The 24,097-nt window shown below is 62.1% G+C and carries 29 protein-coding genes; 17 read left to right on the top strand and 12 right to left on the bottom strand.

Annotation, left to right across the window (positions count from 1 at the left end; translation table 11 throughout):
• Positions 1-69 precede the first annotated feature (69 nt).
• Positions 70-558: an Hcp family type VI secretion system effector gene (locus tag DM807_RS14185; protein ID WP_179027474.1), complete on the bottom strand. Its 489-nt coding sequence runs from the start codon at positions 556-558 to the stop codon at positions 70-72.
• A 467-nt stretch (positions 559-1,025) separates the two neighbouring features.
• Here DM807_RS14185 and hemA point away from each other — a divergent pair, with 467 nt between their 5' ends.
• The 6 genes from hemA to DM807_RS14215 all read left to right on the top strand — a co-directional run bounded on the left by hemA (position 1,026) and on the right by DM807_RS14215 (position 6,374).
• Positions 1,026-2,303, top strand: a complete 1,278-nt coding sequence (gene hemA, locus DM807_RS14190) for a glutamyl-tRNA reductase (protein WP_012270484.1) — start codon at positions 1,026-1,028, stop codon at positions 2,301-2,303.
• Positions 2,300-3,382, top strand: a complete 1,083-nt coding sequence (prfA, locus tag DM807_RS14195; protein ID WP_012270485.1) for a peptide chain release factor 1 — start codon at positions 2,300-2,302, stop codon at positions 3,380-3,382. The genes hemA and prfA overlap by 4 nt, the downstream gene beginning before the upstream one ends.
• Positions 3,382-4,212, top strand: coding sequence for a peptide chain release factor N(5)-glutamine methyltransferase (gene prmC / locus DM807_RS14200; protein WP_179027475.1), 831 nt, complete (start codon positions 3,382-3,384; stop codon positions 4,210-4,212). The genes prfA and prmC overlap by 1 nt, the downstream gene beginning before the upstream one ends.
• Positions 4,206-4,961 carry a molybdopterin-synthase adenylyltransferase MoeB gene (locus DM807_RS14205; RefSeq protein WP_012270487.1) on the top strand — a complete coding sequence of 252 codons (756 nt, stop codon included), beginning with the start codon at positions 4,206-4,208 and terminating at the stop codon, positions 4,959-4,961. Before prmC ends, DM807_RS14205 begins: the two co-directional genes overlap by 7 nt.
• Positions 4,954-5,751: a glutamate racemase gene (murI, locus tag DM807_RS14210; protein WP_012270488.1), complete on the top strand. Its 798-nt coding sequence runs from the start codon at positions 4,954-4,956 to the stop codon at positions 5,749-5,751. Before DM807_RS14205 ends, murI begins: the two co-directional genes overlap by 8 nt.
• Positions 5,752-5,855: 104 nt before the next feature.
• Positions 5,856-6,374, top strand: a complete 519-nt coding sequence (locus DM807_RS14215; RefSeq protein WP_041166373.1) for an acyloxyacyl hydrolase — start codon at positions 5,856-5,858, stop codon at positions 6,372-6,374.
• Between the two features lie 56 nt (positions 6,375-6,430).
• Here the strand turns inward: DM807_RS14215 and DM807_RS14220 are convergent, their stop codons facing one another.
• The 5 genes from DM807_RS14220 to DM807_RS14240 form a co-directional block, all read right to left on the bottom strand.
• Complete coding sequence (locus DM807_RS14220) at positions 6,431-7,129, bottom strand: SDR family oxidoreductase (protein ID WP_069943240.1); 699 nt, start codon at positions 7,127-7,129, stop codon at positions 6,431-6,433.
• An 11-nt stretch (positions 7,130-7,140) separates the two neighbouring features.
• Positions 7,141-8,568 (bottom strand): deoxyribodipyrimidine photo-lyase, encoded by a 1,428-nt coding sequence (gene phrB / locus DM807_RS14225; RefSeq protein ID WP_060494164.1) that lies wholly within the window; start codon positions 8,566-8,568, stop codon positions 7,141-7,143.
• Entirely contained in the window at positions 8,559-9,458 is a 900-nt protein-coding gene (locus DM807_RS14230; protein ID WP_179027476.1) for a MerR family transcriptional regulator, read from the bottom strand. The genes phrB and DM807_RS14230 overlap by 10 nt, the downstream gene beginning before the upstream one ends.
• Positions 9,448-10,416 carry a YbgA family protein gene (locus DM807_RS14235; RefSeq protein ID WP_012270493.1) on the bottom strand — a complete coding sequence of 323 codons (969 nt, stop codon included), beginning with the start codon at positions 10,414-10,416 and terminating at the stop codon, positions 9,448-9,450. The genes DM807_RS14230 and DM807_RS14235 overlap by 11 nt, the downstream gene beginning before the upstream one ends.
• Positions 10,417-10,517: 101 nt before the next feature.
• The gene (locus tag DM807_RS14240) at positions 10,518-11,504 is read right to left on the bottom strand and encodes an NAD(P)/FAD-dependent oxidoreductase (RefSeq protein WP_012270494.1); all 987 of its coding nucleotides are present in this window, start codon (positions 11,502-11,504) and stop codon (positions 10,518-10,520) included.
• 186 nt (positions 11,505-11,690) lie between these two features.
• Between DM807_RS14240 and DM807_RS14245 the strand changes: the two genes are divergently transcribed.
• Positions 11,691-12,596, top strand: coding sequence for a TIGR01777 family oxidoreductase (locus tag DM807_RS14245; RefSeq protein WP_069943243.1), 906 nt, complete (start codon positions 11,691-11,693; stop codon positions 12,594-12,596).
• A gap of 13 nt (positions 12,597-12,609) precedes the next feature.
• A complete protein-coding gene (gene hemH, locus DM807_RS14250) occupies positions 12,610-13,623 on the top strand; it encodes a ferrochelatase (RefSeq protein ID WP_060515592.1) in 1,014 nt (337 codons plus the stop codon).
• 118 nt (positions 13,624-13,741) lie between these two features.
• Here the strand turns inward: hemH and DM807_RS14255 are convergent, their stop codons facing one another.
• Both DM807_RS14255 and upp read right to left on the bottom strand, forming a co-directional pair.
• Positions 13,742-15,016 (bottom strand): uracil-xanthine permease family protein, encoded by a 1,275-nt coding sequence (locus tag DM807_RS14255; RefSeq protein ID WP_012270497.1) that lies wholly within the window; start codon positions 15,014-15,016, stop codon positions 13,742-13,744.
• Positions 15,017-15,018: 2 nt separating this feature from the next.
• Positions 15,019-15,657 (bottom strand): uracil phosphoribosyltransferase, encoded by a 639-nt coding sequence (gene upp / locus DM807_RS14260; RefSeq protein ID WP_003247366.1) that lies wholly within the window; start codon positions 15,655-15,657, stop codon positions 15,019-15,021.
• Positions 15,658-15,819: 162 nt separating this feature from the next.
• On the opposite strand from upp, the gene DM807_RS14265 reads away from it, so the two are divergent.
• From DM807_RS14265 to DM807_RS14280, 4 genes are all read left to right on the top strand, one after another.
• Entirely contained in the window at positions 15,820-16,377 is a 558-nt protein-coding gene (locus DM807_RS14265; RefSeq protein ID WP_012270498.1) for a hypoxanthine-guanine phosphoribosyltransferase, read from the top strand.
• Positions 16,378-16,379: 2 nt separating this feature from the next.
• Entirely contained in the window at positions 16,380-16,853 is a 474-nt protein-coding gene (locus DM807_RS14270) for a WbuC family cupin fold metalloprotein (protein ID WP_012270499.1), read from the top strand.
• Positions 16,854-16,904: 51 nt separating this feature from the next.
• Positions 16,905-17,375, top strand: a complete 471-nt coding sequence (locus tag DM807_RS14275) for a hypothetical protein (protein WP_012270500.1) — start codon at positions 16,905-16,907, stop codon at positions 17,373-17,375.
• 68 nt (positions 17,376-17,443) lie between these two features.
• On the top strand, positions 17,444-17,734 hold the full coding sequence (locus DM807_RS14280) for a PA4642 family protein (RefSeq protein WP_012270501.1): 291 nt from the start codon (positions 17,444-17,446) through the stop codon (positions 17,732-17,734).
• A gap of 56 nt (positions 17,735-17,790) precedes the next feature.
• On the opposite strand, the gene mqo is transcribed toward DM807_RS14280, so the two are convergent.
• Positions 17,791-19,299, bottom strand: coding sequence for a malate dehydrogenase (quinone) (mqo, locus tag DM807_RS14285; RefSeq protein ID WP_012270502.1), 1,509 nt, complete (start codon positions 19,297-19,299; stop codon positions 17,791-17,793).
• Positions 19,300-19,899: 600 nt separating this feature from the next.
• Positions 19,900-20,133: a hypothetical protein gene (locus DM807_RS14290; RefSeq protein WP_012270503.1), complete on the bottom strand. Its 234-nt coding sequence runs from the start codon at positions 20,131-20,133 to the stop codon at positions 19,900-19,902.
• 145 nt (positions 20,134-20,278) lie between these two features.
• Between DM807_RS14290 and DM807_RS14295 the strand changes: the two genes are divergently transcribed.
• Positions 20,279-20,863 carry a YajG family lipoprotein gene (locus DM807_RS14295; RefSeq protein WP_012270504.1) on the top strand — a complete coding sequence of 195 codons (585 nt, stop codon included), beginning with the start codon at positions 20,279-20,281 and terminating at the stop codon, positions 20,861-20,863.
• 57 nt (positions 20,864-20,920) lie between these two features.
• On the opposite strand, the gene DM807_RS14300 is transcribed toward DM807_RS14295, so the two are convergent.
• Positions 20,921-21,127: a hypothetical protein gene (locus tag DM807_RS14300; RefSeq protein ID WP_012270505.1), complete on the bottom strand. Its 207-nt coding sequence runs from the start codon at positions 21,125-21,127 to the stop codon at positions 20,921-20,923.
• A gap of 159 nt (positions 21,128-21,286) precedes the next feature.
• Here DM807_RS14300 and DM807_RS14305 point away from each other — a divergent pair, with 159 nt between their 5' ends.
• On the top strand, positions 21,287-21,547 hold the full coding sequence (locus DM807_RS14305) for a hypothetical protein (protein WP_060494159.1): 261 nt from the start codon (positions 21,287-21,289) through the stop codon (positions 21,545-21,547).
• A gap of 120 nt (positions 21,548-21,667) precedes the next feature.
• On the opposite strand, the gene DM807_RS14310 is transcribed toward DM807_RS14305, so the two are convergent.
• Positions 21,668-22,837, bottom strand: a complete 1,170-nt coding sequence (locus tag DM807_RS14310) for a 1-acyl-sn-glycerol-3-phosphate acyltransferase (RefSeq protein WP_171577254.1) — start codon at positions 22,835-22,837, stop codon at positions 21,668-21,670.
• 121 nt (positions 22,838-22,958) lie between these two features.
• Between DM807_RS14310 and DM807_RS14315 the strand changes: the two genes are divergently transcribed.
• The 3 genes from DM807_RS14315 to DM807_RS14325 are packed head-to-tail and all read left to right on the top strand — an operon-like array spanning position 22,959 to position 24,037.
• Positions 22,959-23,141, top strand: a complete 183-nt coding sequence (locus tag DM807_RS14315; protein WP_012270508.1) for a CPXCG motif-containing cysteine-rich protein — start codon at positions 22,959-22,961, stop codon at positions 23,139-23,141.
• The gene (locus tag DM807_RS14320; RefSeq protein WP_012270509.1) at positions 23,141-23,401 is read left to right on the top strand and encodes a putative signal transducing protein; all 261 of its coding nucleotides are present in this window, start codon (positions 23,141-23,143) and stop codon (positions 23,399-23,401) included. Before DM807_RS14315 ends, DM807_RS14320 begins: the two co-directional genes overlap by 1 nt.
• 15 nt (positions 23,402-23,416) lie before the next feature.
• Positions 23,417-24,037 (top strand): SOS response-associated peptidase, encoded by a 621-nt coding sequence (locus tag DM807_RS14325; protein WP_060515594.1) that lies wholly within the window; start codon positions 23,417-23,419, stop codon positions 24,035-24,037.
• The last annotated feature ends 60 nt before the right edge of the window (positions 24,038-24,097 follow it).

Consider the following 24,097-nt stretch of genomic DNA (forward strand, 5'->3'; position numbering starts at 1 on the left):
GCCTTGAGTGTGTGGTAGTTCTGCATTTTGGGGTTGATGAACGCGCGAGCTTCGGTCATGGCAATTTCCTCACGCGTATTTCTTGTTGCCGATCCGGTCCCAACCGCCGGCAATATTGCCGCCGCCCGAACCGTCGATACGCTTCTGTAAGGTGTAGGTGGTCTTGATCCTTCCGTAATCGAGGCGAACCACCTCGATCGGCACGCCATCGGCAGCACTCTGTGTGTAGTCTGCAATGATTACTTCTTCGAGAATAATCTCGTAATACTTGAGCTTGTCGCCGCCCGCGCGGCACAGTGCGAGTTTGACCTCCTTGAGATGCTGCCCTGCGCAGCTGGCCTCCATGAGCTTGCAACTGGCGCTGTCGAGAAACTTGGTAAAAGTGAAGTGGCTCACCTCGGCGCGCCCCGAAGTGGCGCCCCCTGCCGAGCTGGCAGTGGCGGAAGTGCTTTGGCTTACACCGAAATCGTAACCGGTGACTTCAATCCATTTGCTGTGCTTTTCATCCAGAGCTTCGCCCGCGATGTCGTCGATTTTTATATAAGCGTCAAATGCCATGCTTATCTCTCTTTGGCAATCATTTTCAGGGGGGCTGGTGGGGAACTTGACCCGGTCAGTGATTGGCAAGGCTAGGTACGGATATTGGGCAAGGCAATAGAGAGGGCTGACTTTAGGAAATGGACTACAAGGTTGTGGATAACTTTGCCAAGGGTGTATCGCTAAGTTTAATTAATAGGTGTTTTTTGTAGGAAATTTGTCCACATTACCAGCGCGCAGGTCGAGGAGCGCGGCGCGGGGAGGTGACCGGAGATAATCGCTTTGCCTGCCCTGGCCTCTTCGCGGGCAAGCCCGCTCCCACAGGATTCGTGCTTGCATCGGCTGCGGCGCTCTGCCGAGAGGGCTGCGGACAGAGCTGCCTTGGAGCCCGGTCGGCCTGGGCTATCACGACAATAGCGAACGGTGGTTGTCCTAAAACCTGCGAAAGAGGACAATTATCGGCTTCCCGTCACAACCAGCGACCTTGCATGGCCTTTCTTGCACTTGGTATCAACCATAAGACTGCCTCGGTAGACGTACGCGAGCGCGTGGCGTTTACCCCAGAGCAGCTGGTAGACGCCCTGCAGCAGCTCTGCCGACTGACATCCAGCCGCGAAGCGGCGATCCTGTCGACCTGCAACCGCAGCGAGCTTTATATAGAGCAGGACCACCTGTCCGCCGATGCCGTGCTGCAATGGCTGGCCGACTATCACCGCCTCAGCCTCGACGAGCTGCGTGCCAGTGCCTACGTGCACGAAGAGCACGATGCCGTGAAGCACATGATGCGCGTGGCCTCTGGGCTGGACTCGCTGGTACTCGGCGAACCACAGATCCTCGGCCAGATGAAGTCCGCCTACGCCGTGGCCCGCGAAGCCGGTACCGTCGGGCCGTTGCTCGGTCGCCTGTTCCAGGCCACCTTCAGTGCCGCCAAGCAGGTGCGTACCGACACCGCCATCGGCGAAAACCCGGTGTCGGTGGCGTTTGCCGCGGTCAGCCTGGCCAAGCAGATCTTCGCCGACCTGGGCCGTAGCCAGGCCTTGCTGATCGGCGCCGGCGAAACCATCACCCTGGTCGCCCGCCACTTGCACGAGCAGGGCGTACGCCGAATCGTGGTGGCCAACCGTACCCTGGAGCGCGCCAGCATCCTGGCCGAGCAGTTCGGCGCGCATGCGGTGCTGCTGGCAGACATCCCCCAGGAACTGGCCAACAGCGACATCGTCATCAGCTCCACCGCCAGCCAGCTGCCGATCCTGGGCAAGGGCGCGGTCGAAAGCGCACTGAAACAGCGCCGGCACAAGCCCATCTTCATGGTCGACATCGCCGTACCACGCGACATCGAAACCGAAGTAGGCGAGTTGGACGATGTCTACCTGTACACCGTCGACGACCTGCACGACGTGGTGGCGGAAAACCTCAAGAGCCGCCAGGGCGCAGCCCAGGCCGCCGAAGAGCTGGTTACCGTGGGGGCAGAGGACTTCATGCTGCGCCTGCGTGAACTGGCGGCGGTGGATGTACTCAAGGCCTACCGCCAGCAAAGCGAGCGCCTTCGCGACGAAGAACTGCAAAAGGCCCAGCGCCTGCTGGCCAACGGCGGCAACCCCGAAGACGTGCTGGCCCAATTGGCCCGGGGCCTGACCAACAAACTCCTGCATGCCCCCAGCGTGCAGTTGAAAAAGCTCTCGGCCGAGGGGCGCGTCGATGCGCTGGCCATGGCCCAGGAACTCTTTGCCCTCAACGAGGGCTCGACGGACAAATCCCCGCAATGAAAGCGTCGCTGCTGAACAAACTGGATATTCTCCAGGACCGCTTCGAAGAACTCACCGCACTGCTCGGTGATGCCGAGGTCATTTCCGACCAGACGCGCTTTCGCGCGTATTCCCGCGAATACGCCGAAGTCGAGCCGGTCTACGCTGCTTATAAAGAGTGGTGCAAAGTCCAGGGCGACCTTGAAGGTGCCCAGGCGCTGCTCAAGGACAGTGACCCGGACCTGCGTGAAATGGCCGTGGAGGAAGTGCGTGAAGCCAAGGAACAACTGCTGACGCTGGAGTCGCAGCTGCAGCGTATGCTGCTGCCCAAGGACCCCAACGACGGCCGCAACGTGTTCCTCGAAATCCGCGCCGGTACCGGTGGCGACGAGGCGGCAATCTTCTCCGGCGACCTGTTCCGCATGTATTCGCGCTACGCCGAGAAACGCGGCTGGCGGCTGGAGATCTTGTCCGAAAACGAAGGCGAGCACGGCGGCTACAAGGAAATCATCGCCCGCGTCGAGGGTGAGAACGTCTACGGCAAACTCAAGTTCGAGTCCGGCGCACACCGCGTCCAGCGTGTGCCCGAGACTGAATCCCAAGGCCGTGTCCATACCTCCGCGTGCACGGTCGCGGTGCTGCCCGAGCCGGACGAGCAGGCAGCCATCGAAATCAACCCGGCCGACCTGCGCGTGGACACTTACCGTGCCTCCGGTGCTGGCGGCCAGCACGTCAACAAGACCGACTCGGCGATCCGTATCACCCACTTGCCCACCGGTATCGTGGTCGAGTGCCAGGAAGAGCGCTCGCAGCACAAGAACCGCGCCCGCGCCATGTCCTGGCTGTCGGCCAAGCTGAACGACATGCAGACCAGCGCCGCGCAGAACGCTATTGCCAGTGAGCGCAAGCTACTGGTGGGCTCCGGTGACCGTTCCGAACGCATCCGCACCTACAATTATCCACAGGGCAGGGTGACCGATCACCGCATCAACCTGACCTTGTATTCCCTGGACGACATCCTCAGCGGTGGCGTAGAGGCGGTGATCGAACCGCTGCTGGCCGAATATCAGGCCGATCAACTGGCCGCCCTGGGGGACTGATGACTATCATCGCCAGCCTGCTGCGCAACGCGCAGTTGCCCGAATCGCCTTCTGAGCGGTTGGATGCCGAACTGCTGCTGGCTGCTGCCATCGGCAAGTCGCGCAGTTACCTGCACACCTGGCCTGAGCGTATCGTCAGCAGTGAAGATGCCGAGACCTATGCCGGCTACCTGCAGCGCCGTCGTGGCGGTGAGCCTGTGGCCTATATCCTTGGGCAGCAGGGCTTCTGGAAGATCGACCTGGAAGTGGCGCCGCATACCCTTATCCCGCGGCCCGATACCGAGCTGCTGGTCGAGACGGCCCTTGAACTGCAACCCGCTGCGCCAGCCAAGGTGCTGGACCTGGGGACCGGTACCGGTGCCATCGCGCTGGCGCTGGCCAGCGACCGCCCGGCCTGGCAGGTCACGGCGGTGGACCGGGTGGAGGAGGCTGCAGCCCTGGCCGAGCGCAACCGCCAGCGCCTGGGGCTGGACAACGCCCAGGTGCGGGTAAGCCATTGGTTCGACAGCCTGGCCGGCGAGCGTTTTGACCTGATTGTCAGCAACCCGCCCTACATCGCTGCCGAAGACCCGCACCTGGTGGCCGGGGATGTGCGCTTCGAGCCCAGCAGCGCGCTGGTGGCCGGTGCCGATGGCCTGGACGACCTGCGCGTGATCGCCGCGCAAGCCCCCGCGCACCTTTTGCCGGGTGGCTGGCTGCTGCTGGAGCACGGCTACGATCAGGCCTCTGCAGTACGTGCCTTGCTGGCTGAACAAGGCTTTGTCGAGGTGGCCAGCCGCACGGACCTGGGCGGCCATGAACGCATTACCTTGGGGCGCTTGCCATGCTGACTGATCAGGAATTGCTGCGTTATAGCCGCCAGGTATTGCTGGCTCAGATCGACATCGACGGCCAGCTGCGGCTTAAGAAGAGCAAGGCGCTGATCGTAGGGCTCGGTGGCCTGGGCTCCCCGGTTGCCCTGTACCTGGCCGCCGCCGGGGTGGGGGAGCTGCACCTGGCGGACTTCGACACCGTCGACCTGACCAACCTGCAGCGCCAGGTGATCCATGACAGTGCCAGCGTCGGCATGACCAAGGTCGATTCGGCCTTGCAGCGCCTGCAGGCGATCAACCCGGAAATCGCCCTGGTCGCTCACCGTCAGGCCCTGGACGAGGATTCGCTTGCGGCCGCCGTGGCGGCGGTCGACCTGGTACTGGACTGCTCCGACAACTTCTCTACCCGTGAGGCGGTCAATGCGGCCTGTGTCGCCGCCGGCAAGCCGTTGGTCAGCGGGGCGGCAATCCGCCTGGAAGGGCAACTGTCGGTGTTCGACCCACGCCGTGACTACAGCCCTTGCTACCACTGCTTGTACGGGCACGGCAGCGAAGCCGAACTGACCTGCAGCGAAGCCGGTGTCATCGGCCCGCTGGTGGGGCTGGTGGGTAGCCTGCAGGCGTTGGAGGCCATGAAGCTGCTGGCCGGCTTCGGCGAGCCGCTGGTCGGCCGCCTGCTGTTGATCGATGCACTCGGCACCCGTATCCGCGAGCTGCGCGTCAAGCGCGACCCGGCTTGTGCTGTCTGTGGCAAGCGCGATGGCTGAGCGCTCGGCGCCGGTCGGCGTGATGGACTCGGGGGTCGGCGGCTTGTCGGTGCTCGCCGAGATCCAGCGCCTGCTGCCCAACGAGACGCTGCTGTATGTGGCCGATTGCGGCCATGTGCCTTACGGCGAGAAGTCGCCGGATTATATCCGCCAGCGCTGCCGACACATTGCCGGGTTCTTCCATGAGCAAGGCGCCAAGGCCATGGTGCTGGCCTGCAATACCGCCACCGTGGCGGCGGTAGCAGACCTGCGCGAGTTGTACCCAACCTGGCCTTTGGTGGGCATGGAACCGGCCGTGAAGCCTGCTGCGGCTGCTACCCGTTCGGGCGTGGTCGGTGTACTGGCAACCACTGGTACCTTGCAGAGTGCCAAGTTCGCAGCTTTGCTCGACCGCTTCGCCAATGATGTGCAGGTGATTACTCAGCCTTGTCCGGGGCTGGTCGAATTGATCGAGACCGGTGACCTGACCAGCCCGGTGTTGCGCCAGATGCTGTGGGGGTACGTGCAGCCACTGCTGGCTGCAGGTTGCGATACGCTGATCCTCGGCTGCACCCATTACCCTTTCCTTCGCCCGTTGCTGGCCGGCATGGTGCCGGCGGACGTGGCTGTCATCGATACGGGCGCTGCCGTAGCACGCCAACTGCAGCGGCTGCTGGGGGCAAATGATCTGCTGGCCGAAGGCCCGGCCGGCGATGCCCGCTTCTGGACCAGCGCTGATCCAGAAATCCTAAGAAAAATCCTACCTGTGCTGTGGCATAAGTGCGGCGATGTGCAAAGCTTTGCGTTGTGAAAAAAACGTGAAAAACAGCTGAACTATCGTTCCACTGCCGCTTTCTACCGCTTTGCCTGACATGAGGCGGACTAATAACAGCATCAGGAAGAAGGATGTTTCTCATGAAGAAACTGCTGGGCTTGGCGGCGGCTGCCGCTTTTACCTTGGGGCAAGTGGTATCGGCGCAAGCAGCCGATGTGTCGTTCTCGGTGGGGCAGACCGGTGACTCGACCATGGTCTACCGTCTGGGGCTGCAATCGAATTGGGATGCCAGCTGGTGGCAGACCAGTGTCGGCCGCCTGACCGGCTACTGGGATGGGGCCTACACCTACTGGGATGGCGACAAAACCGCGAGCAACCATAGCCTGTCGTTCGCGCCAGTGTTCGTCTACGAATTTGCCGGGGAGTCGGTGAAACCCTATATCGAAGCGGGGATCGGCGTGGCGGCGTTCTCCAGCACCGAGCTGGAAAGCAATGAGCTAGGCTCGGCCTTCCAGTTCGAGGACCGCATTGGTTTTGGTCTGCGCTTTGCCGGCGGGCATGAGATCGGAGTGCGGGCGATTCACTATTCCAACGCGGGAATCAAGCAGCCCAACGATGGCGTAGAGAGCTACAGCCTGCATTACCGCATGGCGCTTTGAATTCGCCTGCACCGGCCTCTTCGCGGGCTTGCCCGCGAAGAGGCCGGTTTGAGGCCTTATCGCGTCAAAGGCCACAGGCTACTGATGTCCAGCGTCTCCAGTACCAGTTCTGGTTCTTGCTGCGGCAACCGTCGCAGCAACTCCTCAGCGACACTCTGTGCCGTCCACTCCTCCGGTATCGCCTGTGCCGACGTCACCGGCACCTTGAGCGACTGTGGCGCCACGATGGTCAACGCTATCCCTTGGTCCATCAGGGCCTTGCGCTGCTCGCGCAGCCACTGCGGTGTGTTGTTCCACCCTGCGGTCGTTTGGGTGGGCGCATACAGCTGCAATGCCGAATAACGGTTGAACACCGCCATCACTTGCGCTGAGACGCCCTTCGCCAGCAAAGGCAATGCCTGTGTGAGGCAATGCTCGCCCGCTAGTTGGTTGCTGGTGACGATGGCCTCTATCAGTTCGCTATCGGCCAAATTGTCTGCCAGGTAATCGCAGGTACCGGCGTTGATGATCAACCCATCCAGCGAACACCACGCATGGCATATTTGTTGGCAGGCCGCTACTGCTTGTCCTTCGGCATGCAACTGCCAGGGCAGGCGCAAAAAGTGCCGACCATGCCGTGCTGCCAAAGCATTCAACTCATCGCTTTCCTTTGCGCTGGCGGCAACGCGATGCCCTTGTTCGAGCAAACGTTCCACCAAAGCCAGACCAAGTCCGTTGCTGGCGCCTGTAACCCAAAAACTTCGTGAGTTAGCCAAGACGTTGTCCTCTAATCCTGCCGACGTGGTAGGCCTTTGAAGGCTTCCAGTGCACGCTGGCGACTGCTGCCGAGATTGACCATTGGACGGTGATACGAATTATTAGCAAAAAGATCATCAGATTTCATCGGCTCATGGATAGTTTTCTCATCCATGTCGCGTAATTCGGGCAGCCAGTGCCGGATGAAGCGCCCCTGTGGGTCGAAACGCTGAGACTGAGAAACTGGGTTGAAAATGCGGAAATAAGGCACAGCGTCGGTGCCGGTGGACGCGCTCCACTGCCAGCCGCCGTTGTTGGCGGCCAGGTCGCCGTCTATCAGGTGGCGCATGAAGTGTCGCTCGCCCTTGCGCCAGTCGATCAGCAGGTTCTTGCTGAGGAACATGGCCACGACCATGCGCAGGCGGTTGTGCATCCATCCGGTGTGCAGCAGTTGGCGCATGGCCGCATCGATGATCGGGAACCCGGTGCGGCCCTGTTTCCAGGCTTCCAGGTCCGCCGGGGCGTCACGCCAGGGCAGGGCTTCGGTATGGGCGCGAAAGGCGCGGTGGCGCGAGACCTGTGGGTAACCGTTCAGGATGTGCTTGTAGAACTCGCGCCAGAGCAGCTCGTTGATCCAGGTCTGCACGCCCGTACTGCCGCTGTCGAACTCGCCCCGGTTGCTGGCCAGTGCGCCGTGCAGGCATTGGCGCGGCGAGATCACGCCAGCGGCCAGGTAGGTGGAGAGTTGGCTGGTGCCGGGCTTGGCAGGCAGGTCACGCAATTGTTGGTAGTCGTCGATGGTTTCGTCCAGAAAGCGGGACAGGCGCGCCTGCGCTTCGGCCTCACCCGCCGGCCAATGCTCACGCAAGGCGCGCGTGGGGGTTTCAAAACCGTCTACGTGTTGTGGAATCGGGTCACTTTGGATTTGCAGCGGTGCCTGACGCTCCACCCGGCGGGCCAGGGCAGGCAGGCTGCGGTGCAGGTGTTCCAGGCAGGTCTTCTTGAACTGGCTGAAGACCTGGAAGTAGTCGCCGCTGCGGGTAAGGATGGTGCCAGGGCGGAACAACAGCTGGTCGAGGTGGCTGCAGGCCTGGATGGACGACTTCTCCAGCAGCGCGCGGGTCGCATCGTCGCGTTGCTGTTCGTTGATGCCGTACTCTTCGTTCCAGTGCACGCTTTGCACCTGGTGTTGGCGGCATACATCGAGCACCGCCTGGGGGGCCTGGTCCCAGGTGTCGATCTTGCGGATCAGCAGGGGGATATTCAGGCCTTCGAGCGATTGGCGCAGGGCGCGCAAGTTGCGCAGCCAGAAGTCGACCTTGCAGGCGGCGTCGTCATGGGCTTGCCATTGCCCTGGGCTGACCAGCCACAGGGCGATGGTCGGCCCGCGCTCGGTGGCGGCGCTGAGTGCAGTGTTGTCATCGATGCGCAGGTCGCTGCGCAGCCAGGTCAGGTGCATGGGGTATTCATCTCTACAGGCTGACGGTCATGGGCTTGAAGCAAGCGCAATGCCGCCTGCGGGGTATCGAACAGAAAAACATCGGGCAGCGCGCAAGCCTGCAAGCGGGCTTCGTGCAGGGGCAGCGTAGCGCCGCCCAGCAGCGTGATACCGGGCATGCCTTGCAGGGTGCGTAGCAGCGCCTTGTCATCGATGCGTGGGCCCAGATGCAGTAGCACGGCCCGTGGCTTGAGCGCATTGACCGCGTGGTGCAGTTGCGGGCCGGCGACTGGGTGCTCGAACACTTCGACCGGCACGCCGTTGCTGGTGAACAGCCAGGCGCACAACCACAGGCCTGGGCTGAAGGCCCGCTCGCAGTCCTCCACCAGCAATACGGCGGGGCCTTGCAGCAATTGGTTGTCGTGGTAAATGCGGGCGCCGAGCTTGCTGCGCAGCCAGCTGTGGAAAAACACTTGCTCAAGCCGCGCATTGAAGTAGTTGCGCCACCGCAGGTCGAGCAGATCGAGCAGTGGCAGCAGCAATTGCTCGCACAGGGTGACGGCCGGGTACAGGGCCATGGCCTGGTTGAGCTGTTGGTCCAGCGTGCGCTGCGACAGGTTGGCGATGGCCTCGGTCAATTGGAACTGCCTGGCCTGCCAGTCGCCTTTGGGTGGCGTGCTGGAGGGTTTGTCGAGCAGCTCGCGTACTTGACCGACCGATGCGCCTCGCTGCAACCAGCCAAGGATCGCCTCGACCCGCTCGAGCTGTTCCAAGGGGTACAGGCGATGCCCCTTGGCGGTGCGCTGGGGTTTGAGCAGGCCATACCGGCGTTCCCAGGCGCGCAAGGTGACCGGATTGACGCCGGTACGGCGGGCCAGTTCACCGATGGGCAGCAAGGTTTCAGACTGCATTGCGCAAGCCCAGGCTTTCAGGGTGCGGTTGCAGGTAGGCCTGCTGCTGCAGGTACGGGTCAGGGTGCTTGCGCAGATGGTGCTTGAGCAGGGTCAGGGGCACTACCAGCGGCACGACGCCCTGTTGGTACTGGCCGATGACCGTCTGCAACTCGGCCTTGTCCTGCTGCGTCAGGGCATCCTTGAAGTAACCGCTCAGGTGCTGCAGCACGTTGCAGTGGGTGCCGCGGCTGGCGCAGCGGCGCAGGGCCTGCATCAGTTGGCTGAAATAGCGCGGGCCGAAGCTGAGCGGGTCGTCATCCTTGCTCATGCTGCCAAGCAGGCGGCCGAGGGTGCGATAGGCCTGCGGGTTGTTGGCCATCAGCAAATACTTGTAGCGCGAGTGAAAGCGCACCAGGGCGCCACGGCTCAGCCCTTCGGCCAGCAGGCGCTGCCAGTCGGCGTAGGCGTATACGCGGCTGATGAAGTTCTCGCGCAGCACGGGGTCATGCAGGCGGCCTTCTTCTTCAACGGGCAGGTCCGGGCGCAGAGCGCAGAAAGCGTGGGCATAGACGCCACGCCCGCCATGCAAGGCTGGGTGGCCGTTGGCCTGGTAAACCTTGACCCGTTCCAGGCCGCAAGAAGGTGACTTCTGCATGAAAATGTAGCCGCAGATGTCGTCGAGCTCAGCCGCCATTTGTTCGCCATAGGTGCGCAGCGGGCCGGTCAGGTCCATGCCAGGGTCGCGGGTGCCGACCACTTCGGGTTGTTCGGGGTTGCCTACCAGGCGAATGGGGTCACGCGGAATGCCCAGGCCGATTGCCACTTCCGGGCACACGGGCAGCCATTCGAAGTGTTGTTCCAGCTGTGTACGGCAAAGATCGGAGGCCTTGTGGCCGCCGTTGTAGCGCACGCTGTGCCCAGTCAGGCAGGCACTGATGGCGATACGCGGCTTGCTGCAGGCGAAAGAGTCGAGCATGGCTGCCTCCGAAAAAACCTGTACATTACTAAAAACTTGTACAGGTTTATTCCAGCACAGCCCAGCCGTTATGCAAACCAGTATTTTTGTATAGCGCTACATCACTCAAGGTGTTCGAGCAAACGTCGCGCGGCTTCCTGGCCACTGAGCCACGCGCCTTCGACACGCCCGGAAAGGCACCAGTCACCGCAGGCGTACAAGCCCTGATCGGCATCGGCCAATGCGCCCCATTCATGGTTGCTGCTGGGGCGGGCGTAGAGCCAGCGGTGCGCCAGAGCGAAGGTGGGCGCCGGTACCACGCAGCCGACCAGTTCGGCGAATTCGCCCCACAGCTGTTCGATCACTTCTTCCTTGGACAGGTCGATGTGCTGCCGGCTCCAGTCCGAGGTGGCGTGCAGTACCCAGGTATCCAGGTGCTCGTCGCGGCCGGGTTTGCTGCGATTGCGGGCCAGCCAGTCGAGTGGGTTGTCCTGCACGAAGCAGCCTTGCATCGGGGTATCCAACGGTGACTGGAAGGCCAGGGCGACGGCCCAGGTCGGCTCCATCTGTACACCGGCGGCCACGGCGGCCAATTTAGGGGTTGCCGCCAGCAGTGGTGTGGCCTGCGGGGCCGGTACGGCGATTACCACGCGGCTGTAGGGGCCATGGCTGCAGCCTTCGGTATCCTGCAGGTGCCAATACTGCTTGCCGCGAAACACTTCCGCTATACGGCAGCCGAAGTTGACCGTCACGTCCTTGAGCAGGCCACGGGTGATCGCACTCATGCGTGGCACGCCTACCCAGCGCGTCTGCTCGTCGGGGGAGGGGGTGAGTTCGCCATCACGGTAGTTGTACAGCTGCGGCTTCCACTGCTCGGCCCAGCCAGCGGCAACCCATTGTTGCACCTGATCGACAAAGCGCCGGTCACGGGCGGTGAAGTACTGGGCGCCGAGGTCGAGTGCGCCAGCCTCGCTGCGCTTGCTGGCCATGCGCCCGCCACTGCCGTGGCCTTTGTCGAACAAATGCACGGATTGTCCGGCCTTCTGCAAGGCCTGGGCGGCTGACAAACCGGCGATACCGGCCCCGATGATGGCGATAGGTACTGTCATGATGGCCTCTTCAAACCTTGCTGTGAGCAGACTACGCTGTCAGGCAAACCTGTACAATGCAGAACTTTTGTATAAGGTTATTCCGCTTTGGTGGTAGGTTGGCCTATGTTTATCCGAGAGCGTCGGGTCAAAAAAGTGCCTTGATGTTAAAAATAGACCACCGCCGCACTCTGCGAGGACACAGCCATGCATATATTGCTGACAGGTGGCACCGGTTTGATTGGCAAGCATCTGTGCCAGTACTGGCTTGGCCAGGGGCATCGGCTCACGGTATGGAGCCGGCGTCCTGAGCAGGTGGCGAAAATTTGCGGTAGTGGCGTGCGTGGCATCGCCCGCCTGGAGCAACTGGAAGCAGACGATCATCTTGATGCGGTGGTCAACCTTGCCGGTGCGCCAATCGCGGATAGGCCCTGGACGGCGGCCCGGCGCAACGTGCTGTGGGCCAGCCGCGTCACCCTCACCGAGCAGCTGCTGGCGTGGCTGGGCTCCCGTGAACAGCGCCCGCAAGTGCTGATTTCCGGCTCTGCGGTAGGCTGGTACGGTGACGGCGGCGAACGCGAGCTGACCGAGGCCTCACCACCGGTGCGGGAAGACTTCGCCAGCCAGTTGTGTATTGCCTGGGAAGAGACGGCACAGCGTTCTCAAGCGCAAGGAATCCGCGTGGTATTGGTGCGCACCGGGTTGGTGCTGGCCAGCGATGGCGGCTTTTTGTCGCGCCTGCGCGTGCCCTTCAAACTGGGGCTGGGTGGGCCTTTGGGCGGTGGGCGGCAGTGGATGCCCTGGGTGCATATAGACGACCAGGTCGCCCTGATTGATTTTCTCTTGCAGCACAAGGATGCCAGCGGTCCTTATAATGCCTGCGCCCCAGAGCCGGTGCGCAACCGTGAGTTCGCCAGGCGGCTGGGCCGTGCGCTGCATAGGCCGGCGCTGCTGCCTGTACCGGCGCTGCTGCTCAAGGCCGGCCTTGGCGAAATGTCGACCTTGCTGCTGGGCGGCCAGCGGGCGCGCCCGGTGCGCTTGCTGGCGGCGGGCTTCACCTTCCGCTTCAACGATCTGCAATCGGCGCTGGACAACCTGTCCAGCCGCCTCTGACATAGGACGCTGCATGACCGATCACGCCCTGCTGCTGGTCAACCTGGGTTCCCCGGCCTCCACCTCGGTGGCCGATGTGCGCCGCTACCTCAACCAGTTCCTGATGGACCCCTATGTGATCGACCTGCCTTGGCCGGTGCGGCGCTTGCTGGTGTCACTGATCCTGGTCAAGCGCCCGGAGCAGTCGGCACATGCCTATGGTTCGATCTGGTGGGAGGAGGGTTCGCCACTGGTGGTGCTGACCCGTCGCCTGCAGGCGGCAATGGTCGAACACTGGCCCCATGGCCCGGTGGAAATCGCCATGCGCTATGGCCAGCCGGCTTTGCCCGAAGTATTGGAGCGCCTGGCCGCCCAAGGCGTGCGCAAGGTGACGTTGGCACCGCTTTATCCACAGTTCGCCGACAGTACGGTGACCACGGTGGTCGAGCTGGCGAAACAGACGGTCAGTGAGCGCGGGTTGCCGTTGCAGATGCGCGTGCTGCGGCCGTTCTACGATCACCCTGACTACATCGAGGCACTGGCTGCCAGCGCCCGGCCGTACCTGGAGCAGGATTACGACCACCTGCTGCTGAGCTTCCACGGTTTGCCGGAGCGGCACCTGAAGAAGCTGGACCCGACCGGTAATCACGACTTCCAGGCAGCTGACTGCTGCAAGGATGCCAGCGCCGAGATGCGCGCTGTGTGCTACCGCGGGCAATGCCTGGCTACAGCCAAGGCCTTTGCTCAGAAAATGGGCATACCCGATGGTAAGTGGTCGGTGTCGTTCCAGTCGCGGCTGGGGCGGGCCAAGTGGATCGAACCCTATACCGAGGCGCGGTTGGACGAGCTGGGCAAGGCGGGCGTGAAGAAGCTGCTGGTGATGTGCCCGGCGTTCGTCGCCGATTGCATCGAAACGCTGGAAGAAATCGGCATGCGGGGCAGCGAGCAGTTTGTAGAGGCTGGCGGGCGAGAGCTGGTGCTGGTGCCGTGCCTGAATGATCACCCGGAATGGGTGAGGGTGTTGGCGGATATGTGTGAAAAGGCCTGAATAGCTGGGGGCTGCTCTGCAGCCCTTTCGCGACACAAGGCCGCTCCTACAAGCAGATCGCGATCCCCTGTAGGAGCGGCCTTGTGTCGCGAAAGGGCTGCAGAGCAGCCCCGCGATCTTAAGGCAACTGGTCATCCAGCTTCTTGTGCTTCCAGCCATCGTTGCCCGGCAGGATCAGATTCAGGGCAATAGCCACGATGGCGCACAGGGCGATGCCCTTCAGGCCCCAGTCATCCGGGCCGTCACCACTGCCGATCAGCACGCCGCCGATGCCGAACACCAGGGTCACCGACACGATCACCAGGTTGCGTGCTTCGGCCAGGTCGATCTTGTGGCGGATCATGGTGTTCATGCCCACTGCCGCAATCGAGCCGAACAGCAGGCACAGGATACCGCCCATCACCGGTACCGGAATGCTCTGCAGCAGCGCGCCGAACTTGCCGATGAATGCCAGTGTGATGGCGAAAATCGCCGCCCAGGTCATGATCTTCGGGTTGTAGTTCTTGGTCAGCATCACCGCGCCGGTCACTTCGGCGTAGGTGGTGTTGGGCGGGCCGCCGAACAGGCCGGCTGCAGTGGTAGCCAGGCCATCACCCAGCAGGGTGCGGTGCAGGCCGGGTTTTTTCAGGTAGTCACGGCCAGTCACGCTGCCGACCGCGATCACCCCGCCGATATGCTCGATCGCTGGCGCCAAGGCAACCGGTACGATGAACAGAATGGCCTGCCAGTTGAACGCAGGTGCGGTGAAATTGGGAATTTCCAGCCACGGTGCAGCGGCGATCTTGGCTGTGTCGACCACGCCAAAGGCGAATGACAGGGCAAAGCCCACCAGTACGCCGGAAATGATCGGTACCAGGCGGAAAATGCCTTTGCCGAACACGGCGACGACCAGGGTTGTCAGCAGGGCTGGCATGGAGATCAGCATGGCGGTCTTGTACGGCATCAGTGCCGCGCCGTCGCCACCCTTGCCCATCGCCATGTTGGCGGCGATTGGCGCCATGGCCAGGCCGATGGAGATGATCACCGGGCCGATCACCACCGGTGGCAGCATGCGGTCGATGAAGCCAGTGCCTTTGATTTTTACCATCAGGCCCATGAAGGTGTACACGAAGCCTGCAGCCATCACGCCGCCCATGGTCTCGGCCAGGCCGAACTGGCCCTTGGCGAGGATGATCGGGGTGATGAAGGCAAAGCTCGAGGCCAGGAACACCGGCACCTGGCGGCCGGTGACCAGCTGGAACAGCAGCGTGCCGATGCCGGCGGTGAACAGCGCGACGTTCGGGTCGAGGCCGGTGATCAGGGGCATCAGCACCAGCGCGCCGAATGCCACGAAGAGCATCTGCGCGCCCGAAACGACCTGGCGCCACAGCGGGTCGTTGAAGCCGTCCTGCATGGTCAGGCGTCCTTTTGCTTGGTGCCGAAGATCTTGTCACCGGCATCGCCCAGGCCCGGCACGATGTAGCCGTGTTCGTTCAGGCGCTGGTCGATCGAGGCGGTGTAGATCTTCACGTCCGGGTGGGCTTTTTCCACCACTTCGATGCCTTCTGGCGCGGCGACCAGCACCATGGCGCGGATCTCTTTGCAGCCGGCCTTTTTAAGCAGGTCGATGGTGGCGACCATCGAGCCGCCGGTGGCCAGCATCGGGTCGATGATTAGGGCCAGGCGCTGGTTGATGTCCGGCGCGAGCTTTTCCAGGTAGGTGTGGGCTTCGAGGGTTTCTTCGTTACGGGCAACACCGACGGCGCTGACCTTCGCCCCAGGGATCAGGCTGAGCACGCCGTCGAGCATGCCGATGCCGGCGCGCAGGATCGGTACTACAGTAATCTTCTTGCCGGCGATTTTTTCAACCGAGACCTTGCCACACCAGCCATCGATCTCGTAGGTTTCGAGGGGCAGGTCCTGGGTGGCTTCATACGTCAGGAGCGCGCCGACTTCCTGGGCGAGTTCGCGAAAATTCTTGGTGCTGATATCGGCACGGCGCATCAGGCCGAGCTTGTGGCGGATCAGCGGATGGCGGATCTCACGAGTGGGCATAGGGGGGCTCCGAAAGGCGGGCAAAAAAACCGCGCTAGATTAATCTATTCAGCCTGTGCTGTCGTCTGGTCATTCTGGACGTTAGTCCATAAATGCTTGATCTGTGACGAGCGGATGCGTACCTTTGCCCGCTTTTCCAAAATGCACCCCCCGGAGAGCGCCATGTCCGCCGATCTCGAGCATATCCGTCAAGTCATGCGTGAAGCTGACTGCCTGTACACCGAAGCCGAAGTCGAAGCGGCCATCGCCAACGTCGGCGAGCAAATCTGCAAGGACCTGCACGACAAGAACCCCGTGGTGTTCTGCGTGATGAACGGCGGCCTGATCTTCTCCGGCAAACTGCTGACCCACCTGCAGTTCCCGCTGGAAGCCTCGTACCTGCATGCCACTCGTTACCGCAACCAGACCAGCGGCGGTGAGCTGTTCTGGAAGGCCAAGCCGGAAGTCTCTTTCATCGATCGCGACGTACTGATCGTCGACGACATCCTCGACGAGGGCCACACCCTCAGCGCCATCATCGAGTTCTGCAAGCATGCCGGCGCGCGCTCGGTGTACACCGCAGTGCTGATCGACAAGGATCACGACCGCAAGGCCAGCCCGGACCTCAAAGCCAACTACGTAGGCCTGCCTTGTGTCGATCGCTACATCTTCGGCTATGGCATGGACTACAAAGGTTACTGGCGCAACGCTAACGGCATCTTCGCCGTAAAGGGGCTGTGACCATGCGCCAGCCTGCGTTCATCGACCAATCGCTGTTCGCCGGGCTGGCCGAAAAGGCTGCTGCCAACCCGCGTGGGCGGCAGCACCACAACTTCCATGAAATGGAAGATCCCTGCCACCGCATGGCGGTCGGGCTGCAGCCGAGCACCTACATTCCACCGCACCGCCACCTGAGCGACGACAAGGCGGAGACCTTGCTCGTGCTCAAGGGGCGCTTCGGCCTGTTGATCTTCGACGAGCAGGGCGCCGTGACCGACAAGCGGGTGCTGCAAGCGGGTGGCGACTGTCTGGGTGTGGACCTGGCGCCCGGTACCTACCATGGGTTGGTGGTGCTGGAGCCGGACAGCATCCTGTTCGAATGCAAGGCCGGCCCATACCGGCCGGTGGGCGAAGGTGAACATGCACACTGGGCGCCACGTGAAGGCGAAGACGGCGTCGCCCAATACCAGGCCTGGATGCTTGCGCAGTTCGATTGATGTTGCTTGTACCCGGCATGCTAGAGTGCTCCTTCATACAAGGAGCCTCACATGCGTGCGATTCTTCCCCTCCTGCTGGCCGTCAGCCTGCCACTCGCCGCCGCACCACTGCACAGCCAGTTCCTGCCACCCGATGATCAGTCCCTGCGCCAGGAAGCACCGACCAGCCAGCAATTGCTGCAAGTGACCGACTATTCGGTGGTCGTAGGTGCCCAGCGCCAGTCCGACCAGCAACCGATCCCGATCACCTCGTCGTTGCAGGTGCGCCTGAAGGGCAAACCGCTGAGCAAGGGCGCGACCATCGCTCAGGTGCTGCTGACCTTCGACGGTGAAGCCGCCAAGAGCCTTAAAAAGCCCGTGTATGACGAAAAAAGCCGCACCTTGAGCCTGAATTACCCGGTTAGCGATTACCGCGTAATCATGGACCTGTTGCGCAACGAAACCCTGTACGTGCAATTTCTCACCTACGGCAACGGCCACATCTGGGCCGACCTGCACACCGGTACCGTACGTACGCGTTGAGGCGCGTAGCCTGCGGGGGGTAAACTGCCGGCCTTCGAAATTCCGTGATGGTCCAGTTGGAGTCGGCAATGCGTAAAGACAAGAAACAGGTAATCGGTGACGAAATCAGCGACGACTACATCAAGTCGTTCCTTCAGTTCGAGCCGGCCGATGGTGTGACCTCGCCGTCGGCGCACAAGCTGGTCAAAGCCTACCGTGGCCTGCGCGTCGACGATTTCGAGCGATTTGTCGGTTTCTTCGTCGAAGCAGGCCTGGACTTGGATGGCAAGGACGAGCACGGCAAAACCTTCGTCGAGCAGATTGCCGACCAGCGCAATGCACCTGAGTACATCGAGATTATCGACAACGCCCGCGGCTGACCAAGGTCCAGCCACAAAAAAACGCCCCGAGGGGCGTTTTTTCGTTACCGGGCGGATCAGGCGTAATGCTTGGCTGCCGGGCTGCTTTCTACCAGCTCCAGCGCCACGTCGTTGTCGGCGCTGATCTTGTGGTACAGGGCGGCATCGGTTGCCAGGGTCTTCTCGCGAGCCGGGAAGATTTCTTTGAGCTTGGCAGCCCAGGCACCCTTGGCCTGCTCGGGGAAGCAGCGCTCGATCAGTTCCAGCATGATCGACACGGTCACCGAGGCACCCGGCGATGCGCCGAGCAGCGCGGCCAGGCTGCCGTCCTGGGCCGAGACCAGCTCGGTACCAAACTGCAGCACGCCGCCTTTTTTCGGGTCTTTCTTGATGATCTGCACGCGCTGGCCAGCCACTTCCAGGCGCCAGTCTTCGGCCTTGGCCTGTGGATAGAAGCGACGCAGGGCTTCCAGGCGCTGCTCCATCGACTGCATCACTTCGCTGACCAGGTACTTGGTCAGGTCCATGTTGTCGCGGGCCACGGCCAGCATCGGGCCGATGTTGCCCATGCGCACCGAGAGCGGCAGGTCCATCAGCGAACCGTGCTTGAGGAACTTGGTGGTGAAGCCGGCATAGGGGCCGAACAGCAGCGAAGTCTTGCCGTCCACTACGCGGGTGTCCAAGTGCGGAACCGACATCGGCGGGGCACCTACGGCGGCCTGGCTGTACACTTTGGCCTGGTGCTGCTTGACGATTTCCGGGTTGTCGCAGCGCAGCCACTGGCCGCTGACCGGGAAGCCGCCGAAGCCTTTGCTTTCCGGGATGCCGGACAATTGCAGCAGCGGCAGGGCCGCGCCGCCAGCACCGAGGAAGACGAAGCGGGCGTCGACTTCACGGCTGCCGCCGCTGTTGACGTCCTTGATGCTCACGGTCCAGCCGCTGCCATTACGGCGCAGGCCGACAACCTTCTTGCTGTATTTGACCTGCGCGTCCGGCGAGTCACCCAGCAGTTTGAGCAGCTTGTTGGTCAGTGCCCCGAAGTTCACGTCGGTGCCTTTGGCCACGCGGGTAGCGGCGATGTGCTGGTCGGCCGGGCGGCCAGGCATCATCAGCGGCATCCAGTCGTTCATCACGGCCTTGTCTTCGGTGTATTCCATCTCATGGAAGGCGTGGTGCTGCTTGAGCAGCTCGAAGCGCTTCTTGAGGAAGGAAACACCCTTGTCACCCTCGACGTAGCTCAGGTGTGGGACAGGGTTGATGAAAGCACGCGCCGAGCCGAAGTTGCCCTTCTTGCTCAGGTAGGCCCAGAACTGGCGCGAAACCTCGAACTGGGTGTTGATGTGCACGGCCTTCTTGATGTCGATGCTGCCATCGGCGGCCTGCGGCGTGTAGTTCAGCTCGCACAGGCCGGCGTGGCCGGTGCCTGCGTTGTTCCAGGGGTTGGAGCTTTCCGCGGCTCCGGAGTCCATCGCCTCGACGACCTCAAGCTTCAGGGTCGGGTCAAGCTCCTTGAGCAGTACGGCCAGGGTGGCACTCATGATGCCCGCGCCTACCAGTACCACATCAACCGATTCGTTCTGCGCCATTTAACGCGTCTCCACAATCTACAGCTACCTAATTGACAGCATAGGACCTGGGTTTGCCAGGGTCGCCATGTCCGACTTTTCGCAGTTCTTGCAACTTCCGCGGACACCGCCAATCAGTCTTCGGGTTCGTGTATTGAACGCCGTTTGCCACAGGTGCGGCAATTCGACTTATGGTCAAGGTGTCGTGCGTGCGTTATGGAACGGTTCAGACACTCATACGGGATGAGCGCATTTGCCGCCTGTTCAGGGCTGTTCGGGACACATCTGCCGCTTTTGCACATGCCAGACTGTTCATTTGCTCGCCACACTCTTGTGAAGTTGTGAAAACCGTTTTTTCACGCTCTTTTGGAGACGTGAACCTCAAAAGGGGACTGCGCGATGGCAACCCGCAGGTTCATGCAGTGTGAAGGGCCGGAAAAGCAGGCACGACAGCCGATGCAAGACCTGAGTGGAAGGCTCTCTGTGGGCGAAGCGGTGAAGTTGCCGGGGTCAATCGGCGAGTGCGGGGCCCGATCAGGAGACGTCCTTATAATCGGGGGGAGATTATAGCGATGTCGCGGGCAGAAATGTCGCCATTCGTGGTTTTTATTGCAGCGTTTGTCAGGCCGCGAGGAGGCGTTGATGCCAACGGCGGCTTGCACGCGCGCAAACACGGGCGTCGGCGGGCAGCTCGCGGCCCAGCCAGGCCAGCTGAATTTCACCGACCTGGACCCAGCCGCTGCCGCTTGGCGCCTGGCTGCATTGCTTGAAGGCCAGGCATTTGCCTTGGGCGTCGAGGCGGGCGTAGGCGTTGTGGCGCGGGCGTTGGAAGAGCAGAGTCCAGAGCGAGGCCATGGCAGTGAGTCCTTTGCGTTAGGGCTTGGCGCAAGGATAAGGGCGTGGCCATGAAACGATTGTGACAAGCGAGGCTGGCCGATGACTGGTCTGTGCCTGGCTAGGTATACTGTGGGCCTTTGCCGCATTTTCTGGAGAAACGCGCATGTTGCAACGTCTGTTGTTCGGTTTGATCGCCGTGGCCAGCCTCAGCCTGGTCGGTTGTGCCCACAGCCCGCAACAACTCAACCCGCAACCCACGCTCAAGGCCCAGCTCGCCCCGGTCGGCCATGGCCAGCCAGTGGTGGTCCGGGTAGTTGATGGCCGCCCATCGCAGTCCCTGGGCACTCGCGGTGGCATGTACCCCGAAACCAGCACCATCAGCGTCAGCGGTAACGACGTGGTGCCCAAGCTGCAGGCTCAAGCCGAAGCCGCTGTGCGCCTGCTCGGCTTCACCCCGACGGCGAACGCCTACAACGCGCCACAGCTGACCGTGACCCTGGCCGAACTGAAATATCAGTCGCCGAAAGACAACCTGTACGTGACCGAGGCCACCATCGGCGCCACCTTCCGTGCCGACGTACGTAACGGCGGTCGCAGCTACAGCGGCCGTTACGGTGCTTCGCTGGACCAGCGTTTCGGCATGGCGCCGAATCAGGACACCAACACCCAACTGGTGGGCGACGTGCTGAGCGATGCCTTGACCCGCATGTTCAAGGACCCAACCATTGGGCAGGTGCTGGGCCAGTAAGCGTTTAGGCGCATAAAAAAAAACCGCTGCCAGGCAGCGGGTTTTTTTATTGCTGGCTCAAGCTGCTGCTATGTGGAAGTCGAGCAAGCTGAAACCAGTCCCGGTATCCACCTCGGGCAAGTCTTCATGCACATGCCCGCCCAGCGCACAGTAGACCAGCCACTGGCGGTCCTGCACATTGATGGCAAAACCATCGATCAACGCCTGTTGTTCATCGCTCTGGGCAACGAGGTAGAGGCGGTCCTGGTTTTCGGCGTGCAGCATGAACAAGCTCCGGGTCATGAAAGGCCGACAGGGTGGCCTGCTCAGATGACGAGCGGATGACAGATGAAATTTAATGACACTTTGTCGCCCATACCGGGCGCCGGAGATCGACTTGGGTAGAATGCGGGCCTTTGCCGCTGCTCACACCGAGGTCGCGTGATGTCCTTGCAAGTGCTCTGGGGGTTTTTGGCCGCCCATCCCACCAAGTTGATCAACCTGCTGGCGCTGCTGCTGACCTGCCCAGGCGGTTTGCTGCTGCACAGTGCACGGCGACGCGAGGCCGAGACCCGCGAATACATGGCTGTGGACGAAGGGGTAGTGGACGCGTTCGACCTGCGGGTGCCGAAGTACTTCTATATTCTCGGTTTTTCGTGCCTGGCGATGGCGTTGTTGCTGTCCTGGTTCAGTACCTGGGTCTGAGAACCATTGGGGCCGCTTTGCGGCCCATCGCGACACAAGGCCGCTCCTACAGGAGATCGCGGTCCCCTGTAGGAGCGGCCTTGTGTCGCGATTGGGCTGCAAAGCAGCCCCGACAATCCTTCAGGCCACAGGTGCCTGCTGCTTGACCTGATACTGGTTACGCACCGGCGTCGCATACTGCAACACCAGGTATGGCCGCTGCTCTTCAGGGCAGGCATCCAGACGGCGCTGCCATTCTTCCTTGGCTTTTGCCAGCTCATCCGTCGGGAACACCTTCTCGGCACTCGGCACCTGCAACGCCTCATCCTTGGCATCCCACATCGCATACGCCAGGTAATGCACCGGGAACAGCCGGTAGCCACCCAGAATCTGCCGGTCGATTTCCGACGCCAGCTGCTTGGTGTCTTCGTGGTATGCGGTCACTGGCGGGGCGAAGTTGATGTGCACCCGGCCCTTGTAGCCGGTAATGCCCTTGGCGATGCTGTTGTCGTCCTCGCCTGGCGCCTTCTTGTAGGTACCGGTGGTGGCGCGGATGTACAGCTCGCGGGCCTTGGCCTGGTCACACGGGTCGTATTCGTAGCTGATCGACACCGGCGTCAGGTTCAGGCTCTGGATCACCGCACCGAACGGCTCGTCCTTGCGGCTCATGTGGAACATCTTGAGGATCGCCGAGTCGGTGCGGTCGTCACCGTCCTTGGCCCGGCCTTCTGCCTGGGCGATCCAGATCGACGTAGCATCGTTGCGGATCGAGTGGTTGATATAGGCCGAAAGCAGCTGGTAAGCCGCCAGCTTCTCACGCCGGCCGCTGATCGAGCGGTGCACGATGAAGCTCTTGTTCAGGCGCATCATGTCGCTGACAAAGGGCTTTTGCAGCAGGTTGTCGCCAATGGCGATGCGCGGCGTGGGCAGGCCGGCATGGTACACCGCGTAGTTGACGAAGGCCGGGTCCATGACGATGTCGCGGTGGTTGGCCAGGAACAGGTAGGCGGTGCCGGCCTTGAGTTGTTCCACGCCGGAATAGGTAACGCCGTCAGTGGCGCGGTCGATGGTCTGGTCGACGTAATACTCGACTTTGTCCTGCAGGGTGGAAACGCAGGTGACGCCGGCGAATTCCTTGCGCAGGCGGCGTGCAATCAACGGCTTGAGCAACCAGCCGAGAGCACCAGCCGCACGCGGGAAGCGGAAGTGGGTGAGGATATCGAGGAATGCCGGGTCGCTGAGCAGGCGTGCCAGAACGGCAGGGACCTCAGCGTCGTCGTACGGTCGGATGGCATCGAATTCGCCCATCATGCTCTCTTGTTGGAAACGGCTAGGGTAATAGGTAGGGGCGGGCTCCGAAAAACGGCTCGGACGCACACAGGCCCTGTAAACAGACCGGCAATTATACGCATAAGTCACCCCGGAGGCCGCGATGCTGGAAACTGCGATCTACGATTGCCCTTATTGTGGCGAAGAAGTCGAAACCACGGTGGACCTGTCCGGTGGCGATCAGGAGTACATCGAGGATTGCCAAGTGTGCTGCAAGCCTATCCGTTTCGTGCTGCAGGTGCATGGCGAGGAGTGGATGCTGGATGTCTTTGGTGAGAATGACTGATGCGGCGGATCTACGAACCGGAAAACCTGCTCGAAGCCGAAATGCTGGTCGGTATGCTGGCCAGTGAGGGCGTCGACGTGCAACTGGTGGGCCGTGACTTGATGGGCGGTGTGGGCGAGCTGCCGCTGCAAGGGCTGCTGGGGCTTGCGGTGGCCGATGAGCAGGCCGAGTACGCACGGCAACTGATCGATGCGTACAATGACGCCCAGCCACTGGTTGGCGACGAACCGGAGAGTTTCCCCGGTACCTTGATCTGCTAGGTTCTGAATTCGCCCATGTGTGGACGTTACGCCCTGTTTCGCTGGCCCCAGGCCCTTGCCAGTCTGCCGGGCTTTCCCGTCGGTCAGCCGGCCCAATGGAATATCTCGCCCGGGGCTTCGGTGCTGATCCAGCGTCAGCTCGACGGCCAGCAGCAACTGGTCAAGGCGCGCTGGGGGCTGACCCCGGCCTGGCTCACCGACCTGTCCCGCACCCCGGCCCACGCCCGCGCTGAAACCCTGGCAGAGCAGCCGATGTTTCGTGAAGCATTTCGCCAGCGCCGCTGCCTGATGCCGGCCAACGGCTTTTACGAGTGGCGGGGCAGCGTGCGTAAGCGCCCATACTGGTTGACCCCGGGGGAGGGCGCCTCGCTGTACTTCGCGGCGGTGTGGGAAGCCTACCCGGTGCAGGACCAGGTGTGGCTGAGCTGCGCGGTGGTGACCCAGGCGGCCATGAACCAGCGCCGTCCGCTGATACTGGATGAGGCCGGGCAGGCGGCCTGGCTTGACCCGGATACGCCAATTGCCCGCCTGCACGAGCTGCTGGCCAGCCCGCCTGCGGTGTTGCGTGAGCGGGCCTTGGCCAATTTCGTCAATGACCCGAAACTGGATGCGCCGGAGTGCCTCACCCCGGTTTGATAAATCTTCCCTGTGGCTATGGCAGCCAATGGCGACTCGGCCTAGGATACGCCGCATGTG

This window comes from Pseudomonas hunanensis (assembly GCF_013393325.1).
GTDB lineage: Bacteria > Pseudomonadota > Gammaproteobacteria > Pseudomonadales > Pseudomonadaceae > Aquipseudomonas > Aquipseudomonas putida_P.